This window comes from Tolypothrix sp. FACHB-123, assembly GCF_014697075.1.
In the GTDB taxonomy this organism is placed as follows: domain Bacteria; phylum Cyanobacteriota; class Cyanobacteriia; order Cyanobacteriales; family Nostocaceae; genus Aulosira.
This window is the reverse complement of record NZ_JACJRE010000068.1, coordinates 13,962-35,639: the sequence shown is the minus strand read 5'-3', so window position 1 is coordinate 35,639 and position 21,678 is coordinate 13,962. Positions and strand designations below refer to the sequence as shown.

The 21,678-nt window shown below is 40.6% G+C and carries 16 protein-coding genes; 2 read left to right on the top strand and 14 right to left on the bottom strand.

The genetic code is table 11. From position 1 onward, the window contains the following. Positions 1-459: 459 nt before the first annotated feature. The 3 genes from H6G41_RS29035 to H6G41_RS29025 all read right to left on the bottom strand — a co-directional run bounded on the left by H6G41_RS29035 (position 460) and on the right by H6G41_RS29025 (position 2,937). Positions 460-1,233 carry a hypothetical protein gene (locus tag H6G41_RS29035; RefSeq protein WP_190751140.1) on the bottom strand — a complete coding sequence of 258 codons (774 nt, stop codon included), beginning with the start codon at positions 1,231-1,233 and terminating at the stop codon, positions 460-462. A gap of 140 nt (positions 1,234-1,373) precedes the next feature. Continuing rightward, a complete protein-coding gene (locus tag H6G41_RS29030) occupies positions 1,374-1,826 on the bottom strand; it encodes a hypothetical protein (protein WP_199316374.1) in 453 nt (150 codons plus the stop codon). Next, a complete protein-coding gene (locus tag H6G41_RS29025; RefSeq protein WP_190751138.1) occupies positions 1,819-2,937 on the bottom strand; it encodes a ParM/StbA family protein in 1,119 nt (372 codons plus the stop codon). The genes H6G41_RS29030 and H6G41_RS29025 overlap by 8 nt, the downstream gene beginning before the upstream one ends. A gap of 403 nt (positions 2,938-3,340) precedes the next feature. Between H6G41_RS29025 and H6G41_RS29020 the strand changes: the two genes are divergently transcribed. After that, on the top strand, positions 3,341-3,715 hold the full coding sequence (locus H6G41_RS29020; protein ID WP_242038093.1) for a hypothetical protein: 375 nt from the start codon (positions 3,341-3,343) through the stop codon (positions 3,713-3,715). Next, the gene (gene mobF, locus H6G41_RS29015; RefSeq protein WP_190751134.1) at positions 3,715-8,172 is read left to right on the top strand and encodes a MobF family relaxase; all 4,458 of its coding nucleotides are present in this window, start codon (positions 3,715-3,717) and stop codon (positions 8,170-8,172) included. Before H6G41_RS29020 ends, mobF begins: the two co-directional genes overlap by 1 nt. 307 nt (positions 8,173-8,479) lie before the next feature. On the opposite strand, the gene H6G41_RS29010 is transcribed toward mobF, so the two are convergent. Genes H6G41_RS29010 through H6G41_RS28960 form a run of 11 tightly spaced genes read right to left on the bottom strand, consistent with a single transcriptional unit; the run spans position 8,480 to position 21,637 of the window. Continuing rightward, entirely contained in the window at positions 8,480-9,853 is a 1,374-nt protein-coding gene (locus tag H6G41_RS29010; protein ID WP_190751132.1) for a hypothetical protein, read from the bottom strand. Continuing rightward, entirely contained in the window at positions 9,846-10,247 is a 402-nt protein-coding gene (locus H6G41_RS29005) for a hypothetical protein (protein WP_190751130.1), read from the bottom strand. The genes H6G41_RS29010 and H6G41_RS29005 overlap by 8 nt, the downstream gene beginning before the upstream one ends. Positions 10,248-10,257: 10 nt before the next feature. Then, on the bottom strand, positions 10,258-12,024 hold the full coding sequence (locus H6G41_RS29000) for a TraM recognition domain-containing protein (RefSeq protein WP_190751128.1): 1,767 nt from the start codon (positions 12,022-12,024) through the stop codon (positions 10,258-10,260). A gap of 2 nt (positions 12,025-12,026) precedes the next feature. Further along, complete coding sequence (locus H6G41_RS28995; RefSeq protein WP_199316372.1) at positions 12,027-13,241, bottom strand: hypothetical protein; 1,215 nt, start codon at positions 13,239-13,241, stop codon at positions 12,027-12,029. Next, the gene (locus H6G41_RS28990) at positions 13,223-14,044 is read right to left on the bottom strand and encodes a hypothetical protein (RefSeq protein WP_190751126.1); all 822 of its coding nucleotides are present in this window, start codon (positions 14,042-14,044) and stop codon (positions 13,223-13,225) included. The genes H6G41_RS28995 and H6G41_RS28990 overlap by 19 nt, the downstream gene beginning before the upstream one ends. After that, complete coding sequence (locus H6G41_RS28985) at positions 14,041-15,567, bottom strand: TrbI/VirB10 family protein (RefSeq protein ID WP_190751124.1); 1,527 nt, start codon at positions 15,565-15,567, stop codon at positions 14,041-14,043. The genes H6G41_RS28990 and H6G41_RS28985 overlap by 4 nt, the downstream gene beginning before the upstream one ends. Before the next feature lie 4 nt (positions 15,568-15,571). After that, a complete protein-coding gene (locus H6G41_RS28980) occupies positions 15,572-16,288 on the bottom strand; it encodes a hypothetical protein (protein WP_190751122.1) in 717 nt (238 codons plus the stop codon). Next, the gene (locus tag H6G41_RS28975) at positions 16,285-17,337 is read right to left on the bottom strand and encodes a type IV secretion system protein (protein WP_190751120.1); all 1,053 of its coding nucleotides are present in this window, start codon (positions 17,335-17,337) and stop codon (positions 16,285-16,287) included. The genes H6G41_RS28980 and H6G41_RS28975 overlap by 4 nt, the downstream gene beginning before the upstream one ends. Next, a complete protein-coding gene (locus H6G41_RS35430; RefSeq protein WP_242038092.1) occupies positions 17,327-18,085 on the bottom strand; it encodes a hypothetical protein in 759 nt (252 codons plus the stop codon). Before H6G41_RS35430 ends, H6G41_RS28975 begins: the two co-directional genes overlap by 11 nt. Further along, complete coding sequence (locus H6G41_RS28965; RefSeq protein ID WP_190751118.1) at positions 18,027-18,584, bottom strand: hypothetical protein; 558 nt, start codon at positions 18,582-18,584, stop codon at positions 18,027-18,029. Before H6G41_RS28965 ends, H6G41_RS35430 begins: the two co-directional genes overlap by 59 nt. Beyond that, positions 18,581-21,637, bottom strand: coding sequence for a helicase HerA domain-containing protein (locus H6G41_RS28960; RefSeq protein WP_190751116.1), 3,057 nt, complete (start codon positions 21,635-21,637; stop codon positions 18,581-18,583). The genes H6G41_RS28965 and H6G41_RS28960 overlap by 4 nt, the downstream gene beginning before the upstream one ends. Positions 21,638-21,678 lie beyond the last annotated feature (41 nt).

Here is a 21,678-nt window from a genome sequence, read left to right as displayed (position 1 = left end):
ATTTAGTCGAAGAAACTTCCAAATATAATAAAGAATAGGAAGTGGTTCGCGATAATCTATCGCGAACCACTCTTTCTTTTCCACATCCCGTGAAAAGTCAGGGGATAATCACGGTTTCTTTATCCAATCGTAAAAGGTAGCAAAAACTTTTGGTACTGCGACAGGCAATAGCAGAAGGGAGGTTAAGACCCAAAGCGAAACCCAAAGAACTGAAGATTGCAAACCAAATTAAATAAAATAACCAACCAGACCAGCCAGAACATAACCAACGAGCAAAATGAATCAAATTTACTCTCAATTCATGTGAGCGCTGCCTCCTAAGTTGAGAGCGTTTTTGTTCAGCCTCAATCCATTGCTGAGATTCATTGAGCTTGGTCAAGGCTATTTCTGTGGCTCTCTTTTTGGCTTTTTCCTCAATAATTTTGTGCGCTTTAACCTCAATAGTCCGCTTTTCCTCATCTATTCGGATGTTGACCCATTCTCCAATGTCGGCGGCAAGCTTATCAAAGGCTTCTGCTGTGGGAATGCTGGGGAAGTTGGCTTTTTTCCCATGATTCTAGCTTTAAAAGCATCCCGTAGTTGCTGCCATTCCTGTTGAAATTGTGATGATTTCATCTCCTCAATTAAGGACTGCAAATACAACTTGGGCAAACCAGCCATATCACCCTTAGCCTTCTGTCGCACCATTTCCCTAATTAACTCTCGCTCCTCTTCTCCCAATAAAGCTGTAGTCTCTCCTAGTTGTTGCAGAAGCTCACTTGTATCTACATCCTCCAGTTCTGGACTATCGCTAGTTACCCCAAAATGTTGTGCCACTTCCTCAACAGATTTGTGCTGCTTTTTAATTAAATCGCAAGCTTCGAGAAAGCGTAAGCACTCAGACTGAGAATATTCTTCCTTTTCTGATAGCCCACAAGCTTGTAATACTTGCATAGTTTCTAGCAGGGTGAGTTTAACCCCTTTGTCACGAGCTTTAGCAAGTAACTCGGTAGTATCTAACGGTTTAGTTTTCCTTTTCTTCTTACCTTCTAGAGCATCATTTTCTGGTGTAGTGGACGTATTAGAGTTCTGTTGTTTGACTAAATCAACTGCTTGTTGAAAATCAACCGCCGCAATTTCTTCATCATCATACTCCTGTTTATCTACAGGTAATCCACAAATTTCTAGAGATGCATTGACATCTTCTGTTGATAGAGCGTACATATTTTGTAACGCCTCTTTGGTATAAGGCATATTACCCCCTATTAATTAAATGAAATCGGAAGTCGAAAGTCAGAAGTCGGAAGTACGGTTTTTCCAGAAGTCGGAATTTGGAGGTCGGAAGTAGAGAGTTTTAATTAATTACTTCCGACTTGCGACTTCCTACTTCCGACTTAGTTAAATAGTCCTTCAAAAGTGCTGTCATCTTCGTGATGTATCAACTGCTCTAAATTAAGTTCAGGCGTATCTTCTGAACTCGCTTTAGCAGTTGATGGTGTCAAATCAACATCAATCTTTGGTGTTTTGTTAACTGGTGAAATTGGCTCGGTAGCTTTTACGGGTTGAGTGACAAAATCTTCATTATCTAGACCAAAACTTTCAACCAGATAACTAATATGCAACTTCAACCGATAGATAGCGTTCTTAGCACACTGCTTTGATTGAGAATCCGAACATCCGGCATTTCTTAAAGCGAAAGGTAGCCAATAAGCCGAAAGAGCAGAAAAAACTTTATCTCTCTCGGTAAAAGCTAAAGTCTCCTTAGTTTTGAGAAAATTCACCAGAGCGACATTGGATTCTTGAGCTTCTATAGCAATCCGACATCGGTACTCAATCAGGTTATCCATTGGCAGTACCTACTTGTACTTGATTCTGTTTCAAACTGCTACCGCACAGATAGAAAAATAATCCATAGACATCTGTGAGACGGTATTGCAGGGATTTAGCAGTCACCCCAGAAAAATTATTGCTGATTTGCGATTCTAAATTTTCACACCAATTAACCGTAGTGTTAGAGAAAAGATTATTTAGTTGAGAGCGAAAATAGTGAGCTGTGCCCCCACCAATAATCACTTCACCCACATCACGAGGAACTTGCAACTTCAACCAATTAGACAACATCATCCAGTATTCTTTTCTGCCATTAGTGACAGCAGTTTTAATTGTGGCTAGCTCATGCTCTTGATAAGCAGCATCCACAGAAGCCAACTCCTCTAATGCTTTGGGATTAATATTTCGTCCCGCCTTGCAAATCGCCGCAGTTAGTTGATGGGGATTTAAGCCAGATGTTTGCGCCATCACAGATTCAATCATTTTGGAAAATCCCAAAGGTTCAGTTTTACCTTTGCTCATTTCCCCGCGTTCAATCACCAGGATAGAAGTATCTCTGTATCCGAGCATAATTACTGCTACAGTCTGGTCTTTAATACTAGAGCCGGGGGCGCGGCCTCTAGTAAGGATGCCACCGCCTTCTGGCAAGCACATAAAAGTATCCAACGCAAAGGATTTAGAATGTCCCTTAAAGTGATAACCAGCCAGTGCTTTAGTGATTAACTCCCCAAACAAAGCTCTATCTTGGTACTCTCCCCAGGGAAGTAAGATACCTAACCTAATAGAAGAATCATTAGGTAGATCATGTTTATCTGCGATCGCTCCCACAATCGCCAAGACTTTAGGTAAAGCCAGTTCAAATTTACGACGTTGCAGTTGTAAATCTGCATTAAAGCGTTTCCTAGCTAAAAAGCCAACAGCTTGAAAGTGTCCCTGATATTCAATCCAAGCACTATTTTCAGGAGAAGAACTACCAACCTTACTTTGTTCATAAGCTTGTAAACTTTCTAGCGGAACTGTAGCGACTTCCGGCTCCATCAAAATAAGTTCCGGTTTAAAGCTTTCCAAAGTGTAGAAACATTTGAGAAAAGAACCACCCGGATCTACTGCCAGTGTTAATGGGTTCATAATTTAATGACTCAGTAGATGAAAATCTCGGTAACAAAACACATCAGTGTGTTATGTCAGTTTTATGTGAAATCTATGGTAAACTCTGGTAATTTTCTTGTTAATCCTAAGTTACATTCATGTGATTTTCATGGTAACTCTATGTTTCTTAACATAGCTTCCATGTTAAATCCTTGGTAAATTCATGTCAGTTTCATGTCAGTTTCATGTGAAATCCATGTCACTTTTCCAAATTAGTTTTTTCGCACAGTACGCAAAAAAGTTTTGCCCAAAAAAATGGAGAATAATTTAAAATTTAAAAAGGTATCAAAGCGGTATTAACAAATATTAAGTTTTGAATTACTCAATACTACAGAACGTAACTCCTGCGCTTTTAAAGACTCAAGCGCAGCAGATGATGTCGATGTGTTTCTGGAAGAACAGCCCTTACTGGAGTAGTCGTTCATCTTCTACAACAAGGGATTGGGGTAGTGTCGTCATCCGCATCGCCTATTTTAAACCGATTAACTGGGTAGGTTTTAACTTTTGTAAATATCATCCGGATGCTGTGGAAGTATTTAGAAAGCTACCAAAGAGTGACAGATTTTTTTATGAGATAAAGCCCAACCGTTATGCTTCATTCAAAGTTTGGTGCGTTGATGGTCAGCACTTTGAAAAGATAATAAGCTTGCTCAAGAATGTCCCAGATATAGAACTTGAATTTGTAATTAGTGAGCCTAGCCAAATACCTGAATTATTCCAACCGCTAAACCTGACATTTCATGAAAGGAGTGGTTAGTGTTAACAGGAAAGAATACAGAACCACAACAGGCAGTACATTACTTCATGGAAGGATATTACCAGGAAGGTACTTCACGCTGGTCTGGTAAAGGTGCAAAAAAATTAGGTCTATCAGGAGCAGTAGATCATCAAGAAACATTTTCTAACATTGTTAATGGGCTTAAGCCTGACGGCAGCCAAAACCTCTGTGCTAGGAAGTTAAACTCATCTCAACGTCGCGCCGCAACCGACTTTACCTTCTCCGCACCGAAAAGTGTTAGCCTGCAAGCGTTGGTGGCTGGGGATGAAAGGCTAATTACTGCCCATCAGTTGGCTGTACAAAAAACCATTAAACTCATTGAACAACGTTATAGCTACACCAGAGCCACAACTGAACAGGGACAGCAACTTATCAGGACTAACAACCTAGTAGTCGCGGAGTTTGACCATATTGAAACTAGGGAACTAGACCCACATCTGCATACTCATGCTTTGGTCATGAACATGACGCAGCTAGAAAATGGTAAATGGTACAGCCTGTTCAACGATGAGATTTTCAAAAACAAGAAATTTCTGGGCATGGTCTACCAAAATTACCTGGCTATGGAGGTAGAAAAATTAGGGTATCAGGTAGAACCCAAAAAGCACGGGCAGTTCGAGATTAAAGGATTTAGAGAGGAGGAATTACAAGAATTCTCCAAACGCAGACAGCAAATATTAAATGCAGTAGGTTCTGATGCAACCTGGGCAGAGCGAGAAGCCGCTTGGACTGCTACCCGGAATTTAAAGCAGAAAATCAACCCCCAAGAGTTAAAAGCTAAGTGGAGAGAAGAAGCAGCAGCATTGGGGATTAATTTCGTCCAGCCCCAAGAGGCGCAACCCCAACTACAACAGAGGTTAGTAAGCGAAGAGAATTTAGAAGATGCGATCGCCCACTGCTCGGAAAGAAATGTTGCTTTTACCCAGGAAGACTTAGAAAAATTCATCCTCGACCAGGGATTAGCCACGGACGTAAGCCTGATTGAGCCATTAATTAAAACTAGCTCAGAATTACTCAGCCTATCACCAGAGAAACGCGATTTTACCACCCTAGCGGCAGTTCATCGAGAATTAGCAACCATTAAATTGATGCAGAAGGGGCAGGGTCAAATTAGCCCACTGGCCCACCAAAAGGTAGTTTCTAGCCACCTGGAGAAAACAGCTTTAAACCAAGATCAGCGTCGAGCGGTACTAGATGCAGCAACCACAACAGACCAATTTACGGCATGGCAGGGAGTAGCTGGTGCTGGTAAGACTTTCGCCCTCAAGGAACTAAAAGCGATCGCCACCGCATCAGGCTACACCATCAAAGGCTTTGCCCCCAGTTCAATGGCGGCTAAGGTTTTGAGTCAAGAGTTGGATATCCAAGCCGAAACAGTTGCTAGATTGCTAATATCTGAACCACCCCAACAAACAGAGCTTAATCAAATATGGGTGGTGGACGAAGCTGGTTTACTAAGTGCCAAAAATGCCCTGGCACTTTTAGAACGGGCTACTGTTGAACAAGCCAGAGTATTGTTAGTGGGAGACACAAAACAGTTATCAGCTGTAGAAGCTGGCAACCCCTTCAAATCGCTGCAACAGGCAGGTATTAAAACCAGCCACTTAAACGAATCGAATAGACAACGTGCGCCGAAACTCAAATTAGCAGTAGACCTAGTAGCAGAAGGTCGAATTCAAGAGGGATTTGAACGCTTAGATGAAAATGGCTACATCCAGACTGTAACAGAATTGGACAAAATTGAGGCGATCGCCCAAGACTATATCAAATCCACGCCCGAAGAACGAACACGAACCCTAGTATTAGCAGGAACAAACTTTGAACGTTTAGCAATCACTCAAGCCATTCGGGAGCATTTAAAAGCTGAAGGGAGTTTAGGAACCGCGACCAATATCACCCAACTGCAAGCCAAAGACCTCACATCAGTACAAATGCGTTACACTCACAACTTTGAGTTGGGTGATATGGTGATGCCCACTCGCAGTTACAAGCGCCGGGGGCTGTCCAAGGGTGAGTTGTATGAAGTCGTAGGCAAGGACACCGACCGATTGATATTAAAGGCTACTGATGGCAAGCAACTTGAAGTAGACACGGGATTTAGTAAAGCAGTTTACCAACGACAAAGTATTGAAATAGCCAAGGGCGATCGCCTACGCTGGACAAAGAACGACCGACAATTAGGACGGCGTAACGGTCAGGAGTTTGTCGTTAAAGCCATTGACCTTCATAAAGCTCAAATCCAGTATTTAGATAGCGGTCTAACAGAATCAGTAAACCTGCAACAAGCCCAGCACCTGGATTATGCGATTGTCAGCACTACATATAGTAGCCAAGGGAAAACTGCCGACTCTGTGCTGATAGCTGCGGATCAGACTATTGGGCAGGAAAGCTTTTATGTTGCCGTTAGCCGTGCCAGGTATTCTTTGAAACTATACACGGAGGATAAAGACAATTTACTAGCTTTGGCGCAGTTGAGTAAAGCTAAAGAAAATGCTCTGTTTGTACTGCGGCAGAAGGAATTAGAGAAGCAACACCAGTTAAAACTAGAGAAAGAACAAATTGCAAATGCTGTAATTGTAGCTAGAAGCCCAGGAGCGGAGGAGCAATCTTACAGTAAGCCTTCCCCTCTACACCCCAGCACCTCTGCCCCTCTGCCCAATTCTTCCCCTCTACACCCCAGCACCTCTGCCCCTCTGCCCAATTCTTCCCCTCTACACCCCAGCACCTCTGCCCCTCTGCCCAATTCTTCCCCTCAGCCCCCCTGTCCCCCTGCACCTCCGCCCCCTATTCCTACGCAACCGCCTGTTATTAAAAAACCAATCCCAAAAAAAGCACAGCCAAAAGTAGCATTTTGGACTCCCGGTAATTTGGGTGAAGCCCCAGAACGACTAGATTCTCAACACTTGCGAGAATTGGTAGAAGACAGTGCCATTCACCCAGAAATTGCCGTTCTTAACTTCAAAAGTTTGCATCAGACTCTCGATTGGGAACATGAAGCTTGGGAATACCTGATGTACAGCGACAAACTGCCACGCACTAATACAGGCAGGTTGTCCAATGGCACGATCAGCAAATATGCTCACATTGAAGATGGCGGCTGGTGGTGTGATGCTGGCGTTAATCCCAAATCCTTCGCAAATCTACAGCCTGGAGATAAACCTGATAGGAAGCTATGGGGATGCTACAAACCCAATAACCCAAGAGAAAAAGCTGATAAGCCAGGCAAATTTATTAAATATGAGCATCCACCCAAAACTGAACTTAGTATCTTCCTGCTAGATGTGCCGGATGATATAGCAGAACGTATTTATGAAAAATATGGCATACAGCCGACCGAAAGCGATCGCACAAGCGGATTTTGGTATTGTGTTTGGAAACATAATCTCCCAGTCACAATCACTGAGGGAGCCAAGAAAGCCGCCAGTCTGTTGAGTCAAGGACACCCTGCCATTGGACTGCCTGGAATTTACGCCGGTTATCGCAGTAAGGATGAACTTGGGGAAAAAATGAAAGCTAGACTCATGGACGAGTTAGCTGTTTTCGCCACGCCAGAACGGGAAATTACTTTCTGCTTTGACTACGAGACGCGGACTGAAACTCAACGAAATATAGAAATTGCCATCTCGCGCACTGGTAGATTATTGGAGTCACAGGGCGCTAGGGTCAGTGTGGTGACATTGCCAGGCCCTAATAAAGGAGTTGATGATTTAATTGTGGCAATGGGGCCACTGGCATACGAAAAGGCATTTTCCTCAGCATCAACCCTCAAAACATGGCGAGATAATAACAATAAACAGCGACATATCCCACCTGCACCGCCCAAAAAGTTGAATGAACAGGAACGTAAACAACGACTGCAACAACGTTTAAAGGAGCCAACTACTTTTTCAGCATTCAACAAAGCAATCAATGAACTAACTAACCTTGAGTTACTGTACTTAGAACAAGCTGTTAATGAATATTTCTCAGAGTCAGTAGCACACCTACCACCGACAATTGATAGACAAGTAATTTATAGCCAAATTAATCAATTACAACAACAACTTGACAGTTTATGGATAGAACACGCTATTCAAGAGAAAGCTGTCAGAGTAATGGAATATTTCCCACTTCATAAATTGAGTAATAAATATAACTCGGCTGTAAATAAACAACTAGAAACCATAGGCACTATTAAAGAATTATTTACTCAAAAACAAAACTTAGAATCAACAATCCAGCAATGGGAATCCCAGGTTCAAAATCATGAAACCTGGGAGAAAGAACAGAAAACTCTAGAGATGAAAACTATTGCTGATGTTTTAAAATCGCCACCACTGCAAAAAAGATTGACCACTATTAAAGAAGAATTATGGCGAAAAGAACAGGAGAAGATAGCTAAAACAGCAGCTAAGTATGAGCAATCACCAAAACCTACGAGGGGAATGAGAAGATAATAGGGTGTTGGGGATAGGGTGTAGGGTATAGGGTTCAACACTGTTTTGTCAGGAGTAGGACAATTCAATCTCTCAAAAGATTATAGGGCTTTAATTTTCATTCCTTGACTATAAATTTAAATTGATGGGGCGAAAATTAAAGCCTCAGTCCAAGATTAAATTAAGTCGGATAAGTTGGCTGAAATTGTTTTTTGAAAGTCACAAAACAGGGTCAATATTATTAGATTTTAATACATCAAAATAAACCATCCTCTTCATTCCCCACACCCCACTCCCTACACCCTACACCCTGCCCTTTAGGGCACAATCATCTTCTCAATTTTGCTGATTGAGATTGGGTAGGACTGTGCTTTAAATAATCAGAGACTACTTCTCCTACTTCCTCTAATGATTCAACATCTTTCTCTGTAGCTTGAGCAGTCAAATCACCATCTATCATTACCGCCCGACCATCTTTAGCCGTAACAGTAATACTATCGCCATTTTGATAAAAATTGTAATTTTTACTCTCATAACTGCGAGAACCATCTTGATGCAAATCACCAAAAAGATGCAGCATAGAATCCACGCTCTTCGCAAGAGCCTTAGTTTTGATATCTATCACAGTGTTAGTAACCTTTTCCACATTCTGCTTCACAGCATGATTAGTAGCCGAATGTAAATCGCCAACAGCTTTAGTCATCTGTTTATGGACTGTATTAACTTCCTGTGAAACCTTACTCCCAACAGCACCCATAGCCGCTTGATGACGCTCCATACCATGCTGAATTTCATCACTAACTAACTGCTTAACTTCACCAATACCATCCTTAACTACACCCACATTAGACTCAAAATCGCTTTTAACAGCTGCAAGTTGTGACCTCATTTCAGCTACAACAGACTCCATTTGTTGATTCATCTGCTCTTTTAAACTGATGATTTGGGTCTCTAGTTGAGCTTTGACTTTATCGGCTTTAGGAGTGAGAGTAGTTTTCACCTGTTCATAAAGATTTTTAGCAGTGTTCTTAGCTTTAGTCTCAATCGAGTTGATCCATTTACTTAAGTTGACATTCTTTAGCACAGGGTTATTGTGTTTCTTGATAGCATCCAGACCTTTCTGCAATTGCTCAATCGTTTGTTGTTGAGCATCAAAAGCTTGTTTTAGACTAATCAAATCAGTTGATAACTTTTGAGTAACTTCAACACTTGATTGCTTTTGACTAGCGAAACTATCAATCAAACTTTGCTGGTTTTTAACTTTCTGTTGTAAAGCTTCAACCTGCTTTTGTAAATTCTCAATAAATGAAGATTTTTGTACTGTTTTGACTGATTGTTGAGACTGGGATTGATGCTGACTCAGGAAGTTATTCAACCCCAGCTTATCGCTTAAAACCTTTCCATCCTTAACATGATAGACTTTATCCTTGCCAATCATGATGCGAACAGAACCTTGCAAATTTTGCGGGTCATTGATAGCCGTATTGATTTTATCTACCAGTTCTGGAGTCATCAAATTTACAGAAACTTCGCCATCAGGATGACCCTTATACTTGGGTTGGTTACCAACGTAAATGGATAATTCTTTAGTGGTGTCTAACTCTTGAAACTTACCTTTCTCTAATAGCTTATGCAGAATATCATCGAGAATTTCTAAATAATCATGTTGCACTTGTTTAGCTTCTCCTTTAATTTCATCCATGATTTATGACTCCTACAAGTGAATTGATTAGGCTTGATGGGCTAACTAAAACATCAGGTAAAATCACACCTCCTAAACGATTGAGAATTACTTGATCCTCAATTTGGACATAAGCCCATTGGTCATCAATTAAGACTGAAATTGACTTAGTGTTATCCGGTAAATTGGTGACGTTATAATCTTGGAGTTCCCCATTTACTATGAAGATATGAGGACTTTCTGCATCGCCATAGTAAATTTCAATAAATTCTGGAACATGATTTAGTGGAAACGGTGGCTCATCCCAAAATTCAGCCGCATTAATCACATCAGTACGGTAATTCTTAACCAAAGCTGCAATATCAAGCGGCAGTTTGCTTAATAACTGCAATTCATATTCAGATAAATTATTCATCAATGACCTCCTAAAGATTCTTCAATTTCTGATTTGCTTCTGCCTGCTTCTCAACTAAAGGTAATAATCTTTCCGCTGCTAAATTTCGCCTTTCTAGCTCTTTAGCAGATGGTATAAGCAGAGTAGATTGGGAAATAAATTTTTGTTGGAGTTCGTACCATTTCTCAATACTTTTAGCCTCTAAATTCATATCAGATGCTGGAATCCGAATCTGTTCTAATAACGGAATACTCACATCCTTAAGAGAGCGAAACCCAGGACTAACAATTACGGCTCTGCCTTCCGGTAAAGTATTAAATTGGTTCACCTCAAATAAATTACGGGTACTATTTTGTTCAGAAATTGAAGTACTGGCACCACCTTTACCACCAGAACTGCGCGAACGTTCTCTATACTTAATTTGTTCATCACCTAAGAAATTACTAAAACGTTCAGCCGCTACATCATCTTGAGGATTAAAGAAAGCCTTCGTAGCACAACCGCCAAAGATAGCATTAGTAGTTTCTTTGGAATAAGCCCTTTCAAGCTGTGATAGATTTTGCAATCCCAGTAAACAAATTAAGCCATCCTCCCTATTTTGATTGAGCCAATCTACCAAAGCTGGTAAATACAAAGTAGGTAATTCATCCAGCGCTAAAAGCAATGGTTCTGTGCGTTTACCAGCCAAATTACGAGAACATAAAAGGTGCAGAATAGACACCAATAAAGGAGAAATCACATCTCGTTTCTCCTTATCCATCCCGAAAACCACCATCTTCCGCCCTTTCAAATCCAAGGGGATATTTGTTTGACCGCAGAAGCCAGAAAGAGTAGATGGGGTCATAAAGCGAGTAAATAACCCGCTTGTAGTACCAACAATACTAGCGGCGGTTTCTGGAGAACCAGCCACAGACAAAAATTGGTCAAAAGCAACTTTTACCCAAGGATTTAAAGCCGCCTGTTGAATGCGGTCAATCAATTTCGGCAGACTGAGAATCGCATGACACATCATAATGTCTGGGAAATCAGTACCCCTAGCCAGCATGAAAATTGCCTGTGCTAACTGATCTCCAGCATTAACGAAGAAACCACCATCCGAAACATCACCACCAGAAGATAATTTAAAATTGCGGTTGAGAACGATCGCTAACTGACGTGCCATCTCTGCATCAGTTTCACTTCGCAGGAAATCCAGGGGGTTAGCTACACAGGACTCAGGGAAGCCGGGAGCGAGGATAGAAACCTCATACCCATGCATAGCTGCATATCCTGCTAATTTGGGTGCTTGCCCTTTAGCGGCAGATGTAGCCGATTCTTGATGAGCATACTTAAAGTCATAGAGGATAATTGGTAGTCCCTGGTCGATAGCAGAACGCACCAGGGGGTTAATCATAGAAAAGGTTTTACCCGAACCAGCACCGCCGCAAACCAAAATTCCCCGTTGCACATCTGGGAGATACAGCCGACTTTTATCTTCAGGAATATTGGTAATGCGTTTGTTATCCACAACCTGAGATTTCGTACCCACAGGCGTACCGATGTAGAGAGCTACCCTGTTATGTCTGCGCTCAGTAATTTGTTTGCAAGCCAATTTACGGGCTGCTGTTTTCTCCCTAGCGCCCGCCCATCGCGCCCGTGCTAACTTGTTTGATGCGCCGCGTCCTTCCATAGCTTTCGCTAACATTAGCGCCCCAATACTTACAAGTAATGCCAAACCCATCGGGGAGAAGAACGCATTGTAGAAGTTTTGGGGAACAAGGTTATCTACTGGTTGAGTGGTTTTGGATATTTCAGCCATTCTTACCCCCTACCCAAAATGATTAAATCATTCTCTTTAACAGGCATCCAAGGAACTGGGCCAATAAAGTAGGGAGTGCAAGATTTACCAGTTCCAAAGAAGTTAACGCAGATACGAAAGAATAAACCAAAGTTGGCAGTCCCAGTTGATTCATTAACACCTGTAAGGACGACTTTGAAACCAGAACCGTAGACCAGCCTCCCTGTAGGTTCTTTACCACCATTGACACGTTGCAATATGCCAAAACCACCATCTACTTTTTGTGAAGAACCAGAAGCCCAACGCTTACCGTAGAGATTGCCTTGTTGCCCCGCAACATCCCCCAATTCTAAGTAAGAGCATTCTTGACCCACTCCACAAGCAACGGCAACAGTTTGATTAGAACGAGTTACCTTACCTGATACAAAGTAATTTTCTCTTGCCCTAGAATCTCCACGTTCAGATTTACCTAAAACCACAGAAGCAATACCAACGACATCCAACCCAGAATTAATTGGTTGGGGCATTTTATCAAAGGCTACTTTAGAGAGACCAGGAACTTGATTAATAAAACTTTGTTGCCAATTGAGAAATTTACTAATCCTTGTTTCTGTTAATTGAGGAATTGAACTTAACGGATACTTACTTAAATCTAAATTACCGAGTGGAAGATTACTTGCTTTTGGATAGTCATGTAAAACTTGCGAAATTGTACCCTTGGGAGCAATACCCGACTTCTGAAGCAAGTCTTGAATAGGTTTAATTTGACTTAAATTAATATTTTTCAATTTGGGAATTGCTTGAGCTAATGAACCGATAGTCTGCCACTTCATTAAACCAAAGTCTTGTAATGTTAAAGAATCAATCTGATTTGAGGTAATTTCAGCTATCAGTTTCAAAGTAAATTGACTTTGTGCAAAAGCTTCATCCACATCACCTAACATAACCACAGAATCAATATTCTGTCCGGCTGACCAAGAACGGGATGGATTATAGCCTAATTTAGCCGCAATATCTGATGAGACATTGATGTATCCAGGCTCCTGAACTGGATCTAAGCTACTCCAATTTATCTTTGTCCAATCAGGAGACTTTAATTGATATTTCCCGGAAGTATGAGTAACTGTTGGGATTTCTGCAATTGCTATACTTGGTAATTCCAATAGTGAAATAGCAACTAAAGAAACAGAAATTGTTGAAAAAATAACTTTATTTATAATCACCGTCTTTGCCCCCATTGAATTAATTGATTAAATAGATTTTGGGGAATACCTGATAATCTGATAGCTTCTACTCTTGGTTTGCCTTTCCTCAGTAAGCGAATAGTATCTTGTGCTTTCCGCCATTCTCCAGATTTAGGTTTAATTGTGCCGTTACCAACTGCAACAGCTAAACCAACTGCAATAGAATTGGCATCATTTCTTAATGATGAAGCATTTAAAACTGGAGAATTATTGTTGGAGAATCTATTTATTGGAGTCGAATTTCGATTGGCAGTATTAGTAGGAGTGTTTAAATTCCTGTTGTTTGGCTTTTCAACTAATAAAGGCTTTGGTCTATCAGAATCAGGTTTGATAATTAAACTTGTGTACTCTGGCTTACCTTTAGCCGGAATCAACTTAAATTGATACTGTTTTTGTCCAAGAGAACTATTAGTAATCACGGTCATCACAGTACTACCATCAACAGAAGAAGTGAGAGATGGGAAATCAATCGGTTTAATCTGCCTCAAAAATAAAACTGTAGCCCCTCCAATTCCACAATTTTCATCATTTGATGCACCACGCTGACATAAATTACCATTAGAACTAAGAGCAAAATGTGAAGGATCTCCTAGCCAAACCTGCTTAATAGTTTCACCTGTAGAGATAAAGTTGATAGTTAGCCCGTAACCACTCCAAACTTTTAAATCAATTCCATTGGAGTTGTGTCCTTGAGCATCTTGTGAATATACATTTCTAGCTGGCGGTAATGCTAAAGATATGCCAGTATGACCACCAATAACTAACGTAGTTATCAGTAATAAACTTAAACGTTTCATATCAAAATAGATTGATTCACGAAAACTTGTACTTGCTTACCTGCTTCAATGACAAACACTTGTTGTTGCTGCTGTAGCCCTTGTAATTGCTGCTCATTGGAGTTTTTCATCCTCGACAAAATCTCATTAATACTTCCTTGGACAAAACCAGCTACTAAATCTTTCTCACTATTACTTGTAGTTGTAGTAGTCGTACCTAATGAGCTAATTGTTGTCTCGGAATTAGCTCGATTTTGAATTTCAGCAGCTTTAGATAAACCTCCTAGCAGAGATGCTATGAGCGAATTGCCTAAATTACTGCCACCTTTACGAGATTCAGCCTTTAGTAAATTCCCGTTTTTACCTAATATCAAAATAGAATTTGCTGGTAGTTGTCTTTCTTGTGTCTGACCACCACTATTAATAAGTGCAGAAACCGCCGTCATCTGAGCTATTTCTGAATTAGTGGGATTGAGGATAGCAACAACATAAGACCCCTTAGGTAATACTTCTTTACCATCAAAAGCTTTGAGCGGTTCTGATAGTTTAATCAAACAATTCTGTGCTTGCTGCTGATTATTTACGCCACTACCCACCCAAGCAATAGGAGTTTCCATTGTCCCAGCAGCACGAGTTCCAACCAATACCCGTTTGCCATCATAGTTAGTCTGTGGTGACTGAGGTACTTGTTGATTGCTAGAAACACTGGTTGGCTTAACTCCTGTACCTCCCTCTACTTCAGCATTCTTCAAATCTGGCTCCTCACGCTGTGATTCTCCACTACCAGAATCGCTAGAAGCATAATTGCCGATATTGGCCACTGCTAACCATTCCTGCATCGGGTCTTTGGGCGTAGTTTTAACCTTTGGTAATGGGTTGGTATTGCCAACATTAGATTTTATGGGGTTTACTTGAGGTTGTGGCGCAGGAGTAGGCACAGAAGCAAGCTGTCTAACCCTTGGAGTAGCTTGATAGCTTGTACTAGGTCTGGTAACTGGAATAGGTGGTGGTGCTTGATAAATTGTTGGTGATCGCGTTATTCTTGGTTGAGTCTTAACAGTAACAGTAGCTGTCGGGGTAGTTGTCGGTGATGGCGTAGGTGATACATCCCCATTATCTTTTTTACTAATAGATTGCAATTCACCTTTTTGGGTAGTGATAGCCATTGCTGTTTTGAGATTTCCGTCCTCCGTATCCTCCTTGTCTTGTTTCATCTCTTGGCTAGTTTTTGCACTTTGTTGGGTTTGATTATTGCCCTTTTCTTTTAAAGCTCCTGTCAATGTGCCAATCATCCCCCAAAAAATCAGAACTAATAGCAGAACTCCACCAGAAACTGTTAAGCCTTTCAACAAAGGATGTCCCGCTATCGGGCGAGTTGTGACAACTTCTTCTGGTTCCTTTGGTTCCTCAGAGAGCGTTACTTCTATCGATGATGATGAATTTTTTTCAATCTCTACACCATTCATCTGAGCAAATTCTTGGCTACGATTGTTAGATTCTTTATTAGTAGAAGAATTTGAATTTTCAATAACCTGACTTGACATAACATCACCTACCCAAATCTACGTCTTGGATGCGATAAATTTCCATTCCCGCAATTCTGGCGTTATAAGCTGCTAACTGTTGTTTTGAAGGATTATTCGGTAAAGGTGGAGTATCTACCGCTCTGACAAAAATAGTTTTATTAAAAGAAATTCCTTTACCTGACTGGTCTTTACCTTTAAAAACGACCAAATTGGCAACCATATCTATGCGCCATTGTCCATCCGATAATTTTAGAGGGGGCGCAAGATAGCGCACCACTAGGGTTGATTGTGTTTCCCCATTAAATACATCAGATGGCGTTAAAGCAGCTATTTCTCGTAAGAAACTAGCCCGAAAATCTTCTGATAATGCAAATCCTGAATTCCAAGTATTTGTAGTAACTTTTTTATCAGCTATCTGGATACCAGGGTCAATTTTTAAATTCCTGGGGTCGAGATTTTCGTCTGATGATTTAGGGAGAGCATTCCAACTCATCAAATTCATCATAGTTCGCCCCACAAAATCCATAATAGCTTGGTCAGTGCGGTCTTTTTCTCCCATCGCAACTGCCCTAATAGAAGTTCCATCTTGCAGTTCAACCAGAGTCGGCTTGCTATTAGAAATTTTTCCCAATCTACTGGAATTAGCCAGAGTAATTAAAAATAAAAATATTAAAATAATAGTTTGTCCTATGGATACCAAGGGAGTAAAATTAATCTCTTTCTTATCCAGTAATTTCATCTGAATATCCTCCCTGAGATTAACCTACCACTACTGGAGAAACCGGAGAAAACAGCCATTCCTCCACCCGCACCTATTGCTATTGCTAAAATCGGGGATAAAATCGCTTCTATCAACTGTAAAAACAAAGGATTATTACTATCTGCATTCACAATTGAACTAGCAGCAATCCCACAAATAATTGAATATGACATCAGTACTAAAGTAAGTGCCAGCCATCCCGCAACCCAAGCATAGATTGGTTTAGTGCCAAAAGGAAAAAGCGAAAGTACTAGAAAGATAGGCGCAATATAAGCATTCAATAAAAATGCTACTTGCACAACATATTGAAACGCTGCTTGTAAACCACTAAAGATAATCCATGATAAAGCTTGCACCATCGAATTAACAAACTGTCCGCCAATATCTAACGGATTCCAACTATTGGAATAAGCAGGTAATCCATATTTATCTCGATATTCTTGAGCTTGCTTTGTCACCTGATCCGCTTTCTCTTTTTGACAAATCTCTCGCGGATTTATTGTGTTTCCTTCGTTATCCTTGCCACTTGTAGGCTTTTTTTCACACTCTTGCATTTGTGCTTGGGCTGAGAGCGCAAAAGCCTGATCCATATTGGTAGTGCGAATCGCATCTCTTAAAGTAATACCGTTGCGAGTAATACTTAGCACCTTATCATTTAAATTAATAGCTGTATTCCGAAACATTAAAGAAGTACTAGCAAGTAACTGTCCATTATTAATGGTCAACATCAAACACACCAATAATGGATATATCATCTCATTAAACACATCATGACTCCATCCTTCTTGCATCATGCGTGAATACCAACTTACTGACCAAAAAGAAACAAATACAACACCACATAAAGCAGAAATAGTGACTACTGCTTTATATATTTCACTTTGACCACTAGCTAAATCTTGCCAATCTTGATTAAATGAAGATACAACCAATCGCGAGCCATTAATAGCACCATCAACGATATCTTCAGCATTAGTATTGCCAGTTACCTCTAGCAAATACCAGAAGTTTGTCAGATTATTTAGCATCTTGCTTACTCCAGAAACTATCAGCAAAAGCTGCCGCACCTATAATTTGTTTAGCGCTGGAATTATTATTAGCTTGTTCTTGTTTCGCTTGTTCATCTAACATACTGGAAATATCACTCAGATTAATGTTCGCGGCTGATAAAGCCCGCGTTTGTTTTTGGGCTTCGCTATGAATTGACTTAGTAATAAGTGTTGTTTGCAGATTCTGTACTGCCATCTTTTTTAAAATGTCTTGAGTAATCACATCATTTTGAACTTCATCTGCATTATTAGATGAAGTTGCCAAAGCCTGATTAGACATTTCACCCTCTTGGGCTTGAGTTTTCTGTCCTTCTCTACCCAAAACCGATTCAGCTAGCCCATAAGTATAAGATTGATGCCAGTCTCTTTGAGCATTATCACCTTGGGTTTGCGAATCAGTTTGCACTAAATCTGTCTCTTGTTCTTGAATAACTACCTTAATTTTTTTACCAGCTTTTAAGGGGTCAGGTATCCCTAAATCTCCTACTGTAGAACTGATAGCTTCGTTTAAATCTGCATTCAATTCTTGCCACTGCTGACTAAATTCTTGTTTGTACTGCTCAATAGAGGTTTTTAGACTCACAAGAACCTGTTGCAGTTGATTAAGGAAAGATGCTCCAGCTCTAGCTGGTAAAGCTGAAAACACAATTAACAGAACTATTAAGCTGCTAAAAACTGCTAAACGGCGGCAGATAAGGGGTAACGTCAATTGGTTGAGTGGTTTCATATAAGTTCTCTCTTGAGACTGTAAAAGATTTAGGCGAGCAAGCAGATATTACTTCTGCTTGTTCTCCCACTAATTTCTTACCAGTTACTATCAATGGTGCAGGAGGTTTGTTATCAGTTTGTTTAGAGAGCCTTGCAAATAAACTTCCCTCATATCGTGGGGATTCTGGTATTAGAGATGCTGGCTGAGAATGCATTAAAATATAATCTTTATTCGCTTGAAATTCAGTATTAATACCTGGTTGCTTTAATTGAAATCTAGATTTTTTATTCATTAAACCTGCATAATAAACAGATTTGAGAAATCGGTCACTTTGAACATCATTACTAGCCGTTTCTATAGCTTGCTGACAAGCTTCTTCTTTCTGTGCGATATATTTTTCATGTTGTGCCTGATTCCACTTCCACCCTTCAAAAGATGCCCATGCTGCTAACACTCCAAAAATTGCTAGCAACACTTTATATTGTGCTAATTCAGTAACAAATTCTAACTTTTTCATAGAGGCTTACCCTGTTTAATGCAATCGACGTAATACTTAGAAAACTCCGCAACCCATTGAAATTTATCTGCATACATAGCTTTAAATCTGTCACGGGCTGCTTGTTCCTCCCGACTATTTGCCACCAACGCCAACATTGAGTAAGAAGGATAGTAACGACAGCGAATATATTTATTGTTGTAATCCAACAGCCAGAGCGTATATAACTGCTTAATATTGGGACGAAAGCTTTCATTTTTCTCAATGATGTCTTGAGGAATTCCCAAATGCTCAGAAAAACTCTTAGCAGCCCCAGGTACTATCCGCCCAATCAAACGACAGGGCATATTTTGTAAAATCTGCTCACCGGCTTCGGAATTAGCAATCGACAGAATATCTTGCCCAGCCAGCATAACTCGACAACCAGACTTGCGTGCCGTGGCACATTTACGGCCTACCAACCGCGATAAAGCAGCGAACCGCAACAGCACACTGCTTTCATCCATGAAGAATGCGCTATTCGGTGCTGATAGAGATTGGCGAGATGCGGCAATATATGCAGACATCCCGAAAACCTCTGCGTCCTTACTTGATTGCAAATTCGTCAGGGCAAAGGTAATTAACTTGGCATCAGTATCAAAAGTTGAAGGACGGCAGATGGCATTGCCGATACTGCTATTTTTCCAATATTGAAAGCGCAGTCGGATATAATTAAGCGATCGCTCAACATTCTCATCCTCATATCCTAGACTGATATGCTGCTTGTCAAAGAAATGTTCCATATCTGCTAGCGTTGGGGTATTCTCCCAAGCCACAGAACCCAATCCTTCTTTCTTAGCTAAAGCAAAGCGTCTTTGAATATCAGGATCATCGTAAAAAGCTTTTGTCCCCAGGGGAATCAAAGACTCGATTGTTTGCGACAAGAAGCCATCAAAAGTCTGCGAACCCAAAACTAATTGCAGAACAATCAAGTTCACATCATTCTTGTGCGCCTTAGCTCGTTCCTCCCTTTGCTCTACAGGGATTTTTGATAAGTCCAAAGGTTGCACTAAATTATTTGACTCCTTGGAAATATCAAAGTAAAAGCCGTTGTGATAAGGTGTGTAATCCCCAAACGTACCTGTGCCATCATCATTGGGTAAGTCAATCATCAAAACGCTCATATCCTGAGCTTGGCACTCAGCAATGATGGATGAGACTAAAACAGACTTACCTGAGCCGGTTGTACCCAAAATCAAGATATTTTTGGTTTTTGAAAGGTCAATTTTGACAGGCGAATCTCCCTCGTCTGCAATCAACTCAAACCCTTGCATATCTGCGGGACTATTCTGTACTATATTGGTCAGTCCCAGAATTTCACTAGCAAAGAAAGTTTGCCGCCGATTGTACGGGCGCATCAGAATTGGTTCTAGCCTGATTAATAAAGTCTGCAACCAGATTAACCAAGCATATTCAAATTCACGGGTGAGTTCTGTTGGTTGGGAAATATAACCAGAAATCAGTCTGCAAGCATCATCTATTTCCTCTGCTGTATCTCGATAAACCAGCACCACCAAGCTTAAATTGAGTGGCACATCTCCTGTGTACAGTTGTCGTTGCGCTTCTACCGACCTTTCTACATTAATTTGGGCAGAAACATCAATGGATTTTTTCTGCTGCACATTTAAATCTAACGCCCTAGAGCGTTTGGTAATCATTTGCTGGGCAGCACGGGTAATTCCTCGGTCAGCCGGGGAGAATTCTGTGATGATTTCCACATCAAAAATGTTGTGACGCGAAAATAAATCCCACAGGAAACGAATTTGATGTTTGGTGTCAGCAAAGATTTCTGGTTTGCGGCTCAATACCATCACCCCGACATACTTCTTCTCATTACCATTTGGTAAGCAAATCCAGCGTTTATCTGCAAAAGGCACACCATTGTTGAGGATGATAGAAGTTAGATGAGGCTGATTGATGATTTCGATTGGTTTATCAAACAAAGCTTTTTCATCAATTTCTTCTCTGACACCTTGTTCATCAAATACCAAAGTGTGAGGAATGATAACTTCTTTAGCTCCAATATTTTTACAAAGTTCTTGCCATAAATCCTTATCCGTTTTCGGCTGAGGATTTAACCCCATCTCTGCAAGAATCTGCTGGTATCTTAATGAGGCTTCTAGGGCTTTCGTTAATATTTGCGTTAATCGCTTGAGGGTTAATTGATTTACCCCAGAATCTGTAAATCTGCGTTGTAAGAAGTTAGCTAATTTCACCAAAAACTTATCTACTGGATCTGAGGTTTCTAAAGCTTCAGAAGCTATAGTAAATGACCAGTAAATATTGAGTTTGATGTTCTTTCTGGCTTTTTCTTTGGTAAGCTTTTGTGTGCGGGCAAGTCTTCCCCAGTCTAGGAATTCGCACTCTAGAGAAGCTGGATGATTCAGGCGTTGCATCAAATATTCCGCACTATCGCTATCATCACAGAATGAACTCCATCTAAACGTGATTTTTTCTCTTTGTGGTATTTCTTTACAGCCACTTTCAAAAGCTTTGGCAACTGCTTCTATCTCTTGTGCAGAGTTGAATAGGGGATGAATTCCCGTGCAAGAATAACCAAAGATTAATTGCAGAGTATTACTACTCTCAGTTAAGTGCTTTTTACTGAGTAGATAAGCTCCAATAATGTAGGAATCTTTTTTGAGCCTGACTATTGTAGTTAAATCCAACCAATCTTCAAAAGGGTTGAGAGTTTTCGGTTGAGATGAGCGAGTCAATTTGACTTTTCGCTTTCCAACTTTTTTCTTATGTTGTGCTTGAGTGTAAGTGGCATATCCCCTTGTCCATCTGGGAATAATTGGGTAAATTTTAGACCAATAAAGATATGGCTTATCTCCTGAAAGTAAGGCAATTGAAAAACTTGCCCAGAATGCCAAACCTAAGCCCCAGAAAATATCTAATCCTAAAAGTAGGCTCAAAAGTCCAAAAACTACAGAGAATACACCCGCAAAAATTACAAATTGTCTGCCTGTAAACGGGCCAAATTTGGGACTTTCGCCTAAGCTCTGATTGACTTTGATTATCTCTTGTTTCATCAGATTTTTAGAGCCATAGTATAGGGTGTCTGAAAGCCAAG

Coding starts and splice junctions, on each gene's coding strand:
- H6G41_RS29035 (WP_190751140.1), bottom strand. CDS start 1,233: ATGCCTTATACCAAAGAGGCGTTACAAAATATGTACGCTCTATCAACA.
- H6G41_RS29030 (WP_199316374.1), bottom strand. CDS start 1,826: ATGGATAACCTGATTGAGTACCGATGTCGGATTGCTATAGAAGCTCAA.
- H6G41_RS29025 (WP_190751138.1), bottom strand. CDS start 2,937: ATGAACCCATTAACACTGGCAGTAGATCCGGGTGGTTCTTTTCTCAAA.
- H6G41_RS29020 (WP_242038093.1), top strand. CDS start 3,341: ATGTGTTTCTGGAAGAACAGCCCTTACTGGAGTAGTCGTTCATCTTCT.
- H6G41_RS29010 (WP_190751132.1), bottom strand. CDS start 9,853: ATGGATGAAATTAAAGGAGAAGCTAAACAAGTGCAACATGATTATTTA.
- H6G41_RS29005 (WP_190751130.1), bottom strand. CDS start 10,247: ATGAATAATTTATCTGAATATGAATTGCAGTTATTAAGCAAACTGCCG.
- H6G41_RS29000 (WP_190751128.1), bottom strand. CDS start 12,024: ATGGCTGAAATATCCAAAACCACTCAACCAGTAGATAACCTTGTTCCC.
- H6G41_RS28995 (WP_199316372.1), bottom strand. CDS start 13,241: ATGGGGGCAAAGACGGTGATTATAAATAAAGTTATTTTTTCAACAATT.
- H6G41_RS28990 (WP_190751126.1), bottom strand. CDS start 14,044: ATGAAACGTTTAAGTTTATTACTGATAACTACGTTAGTTATTGGTGGT.
- H6G41_RS28985 (WP_190751124.1), bottom strand. CDS start 15,567: ATGTCAAGTCAGGTTATTGAAAATTCAAATTCTTCTACTAATAAAGAA.
- H6G41_RS28980 (WP_190751122.1), bottom strand. CDS start 16,288: ATGAAATTACTGGATAAGAAAGAGATTAATTTTACTCCCTTGGTATCC.
- H6G41_RS28975 (WP_190751120.1), bottom strand. CDS start 17,337: ATGCTAAATAATCTGACAAACTTCTGGTATTTGCTAGAGGTAACTGGC.
- H6G41_RS35430 (WP_242038092.1), bottom strand. CDS start 18,085: ATGAAACCACTCAACCAATTGACGTTACCCCTTATCTGCCGCCGTTTA.
- H6G41_RS28965 (WP_190751118.1), bottom strand. CDS start 18,584: ATGAAAAAGTTAGAATTTGTTACTGAATTAGCACAATATAAAGTGTTG.
- H6G41_RS28960 (WP_190751116.1), bottom strand. CDS start 21,637: ATGAAACAAGAGATAATCAAAGTCAATCAGAGCTTAGGCGAAAGTCCC.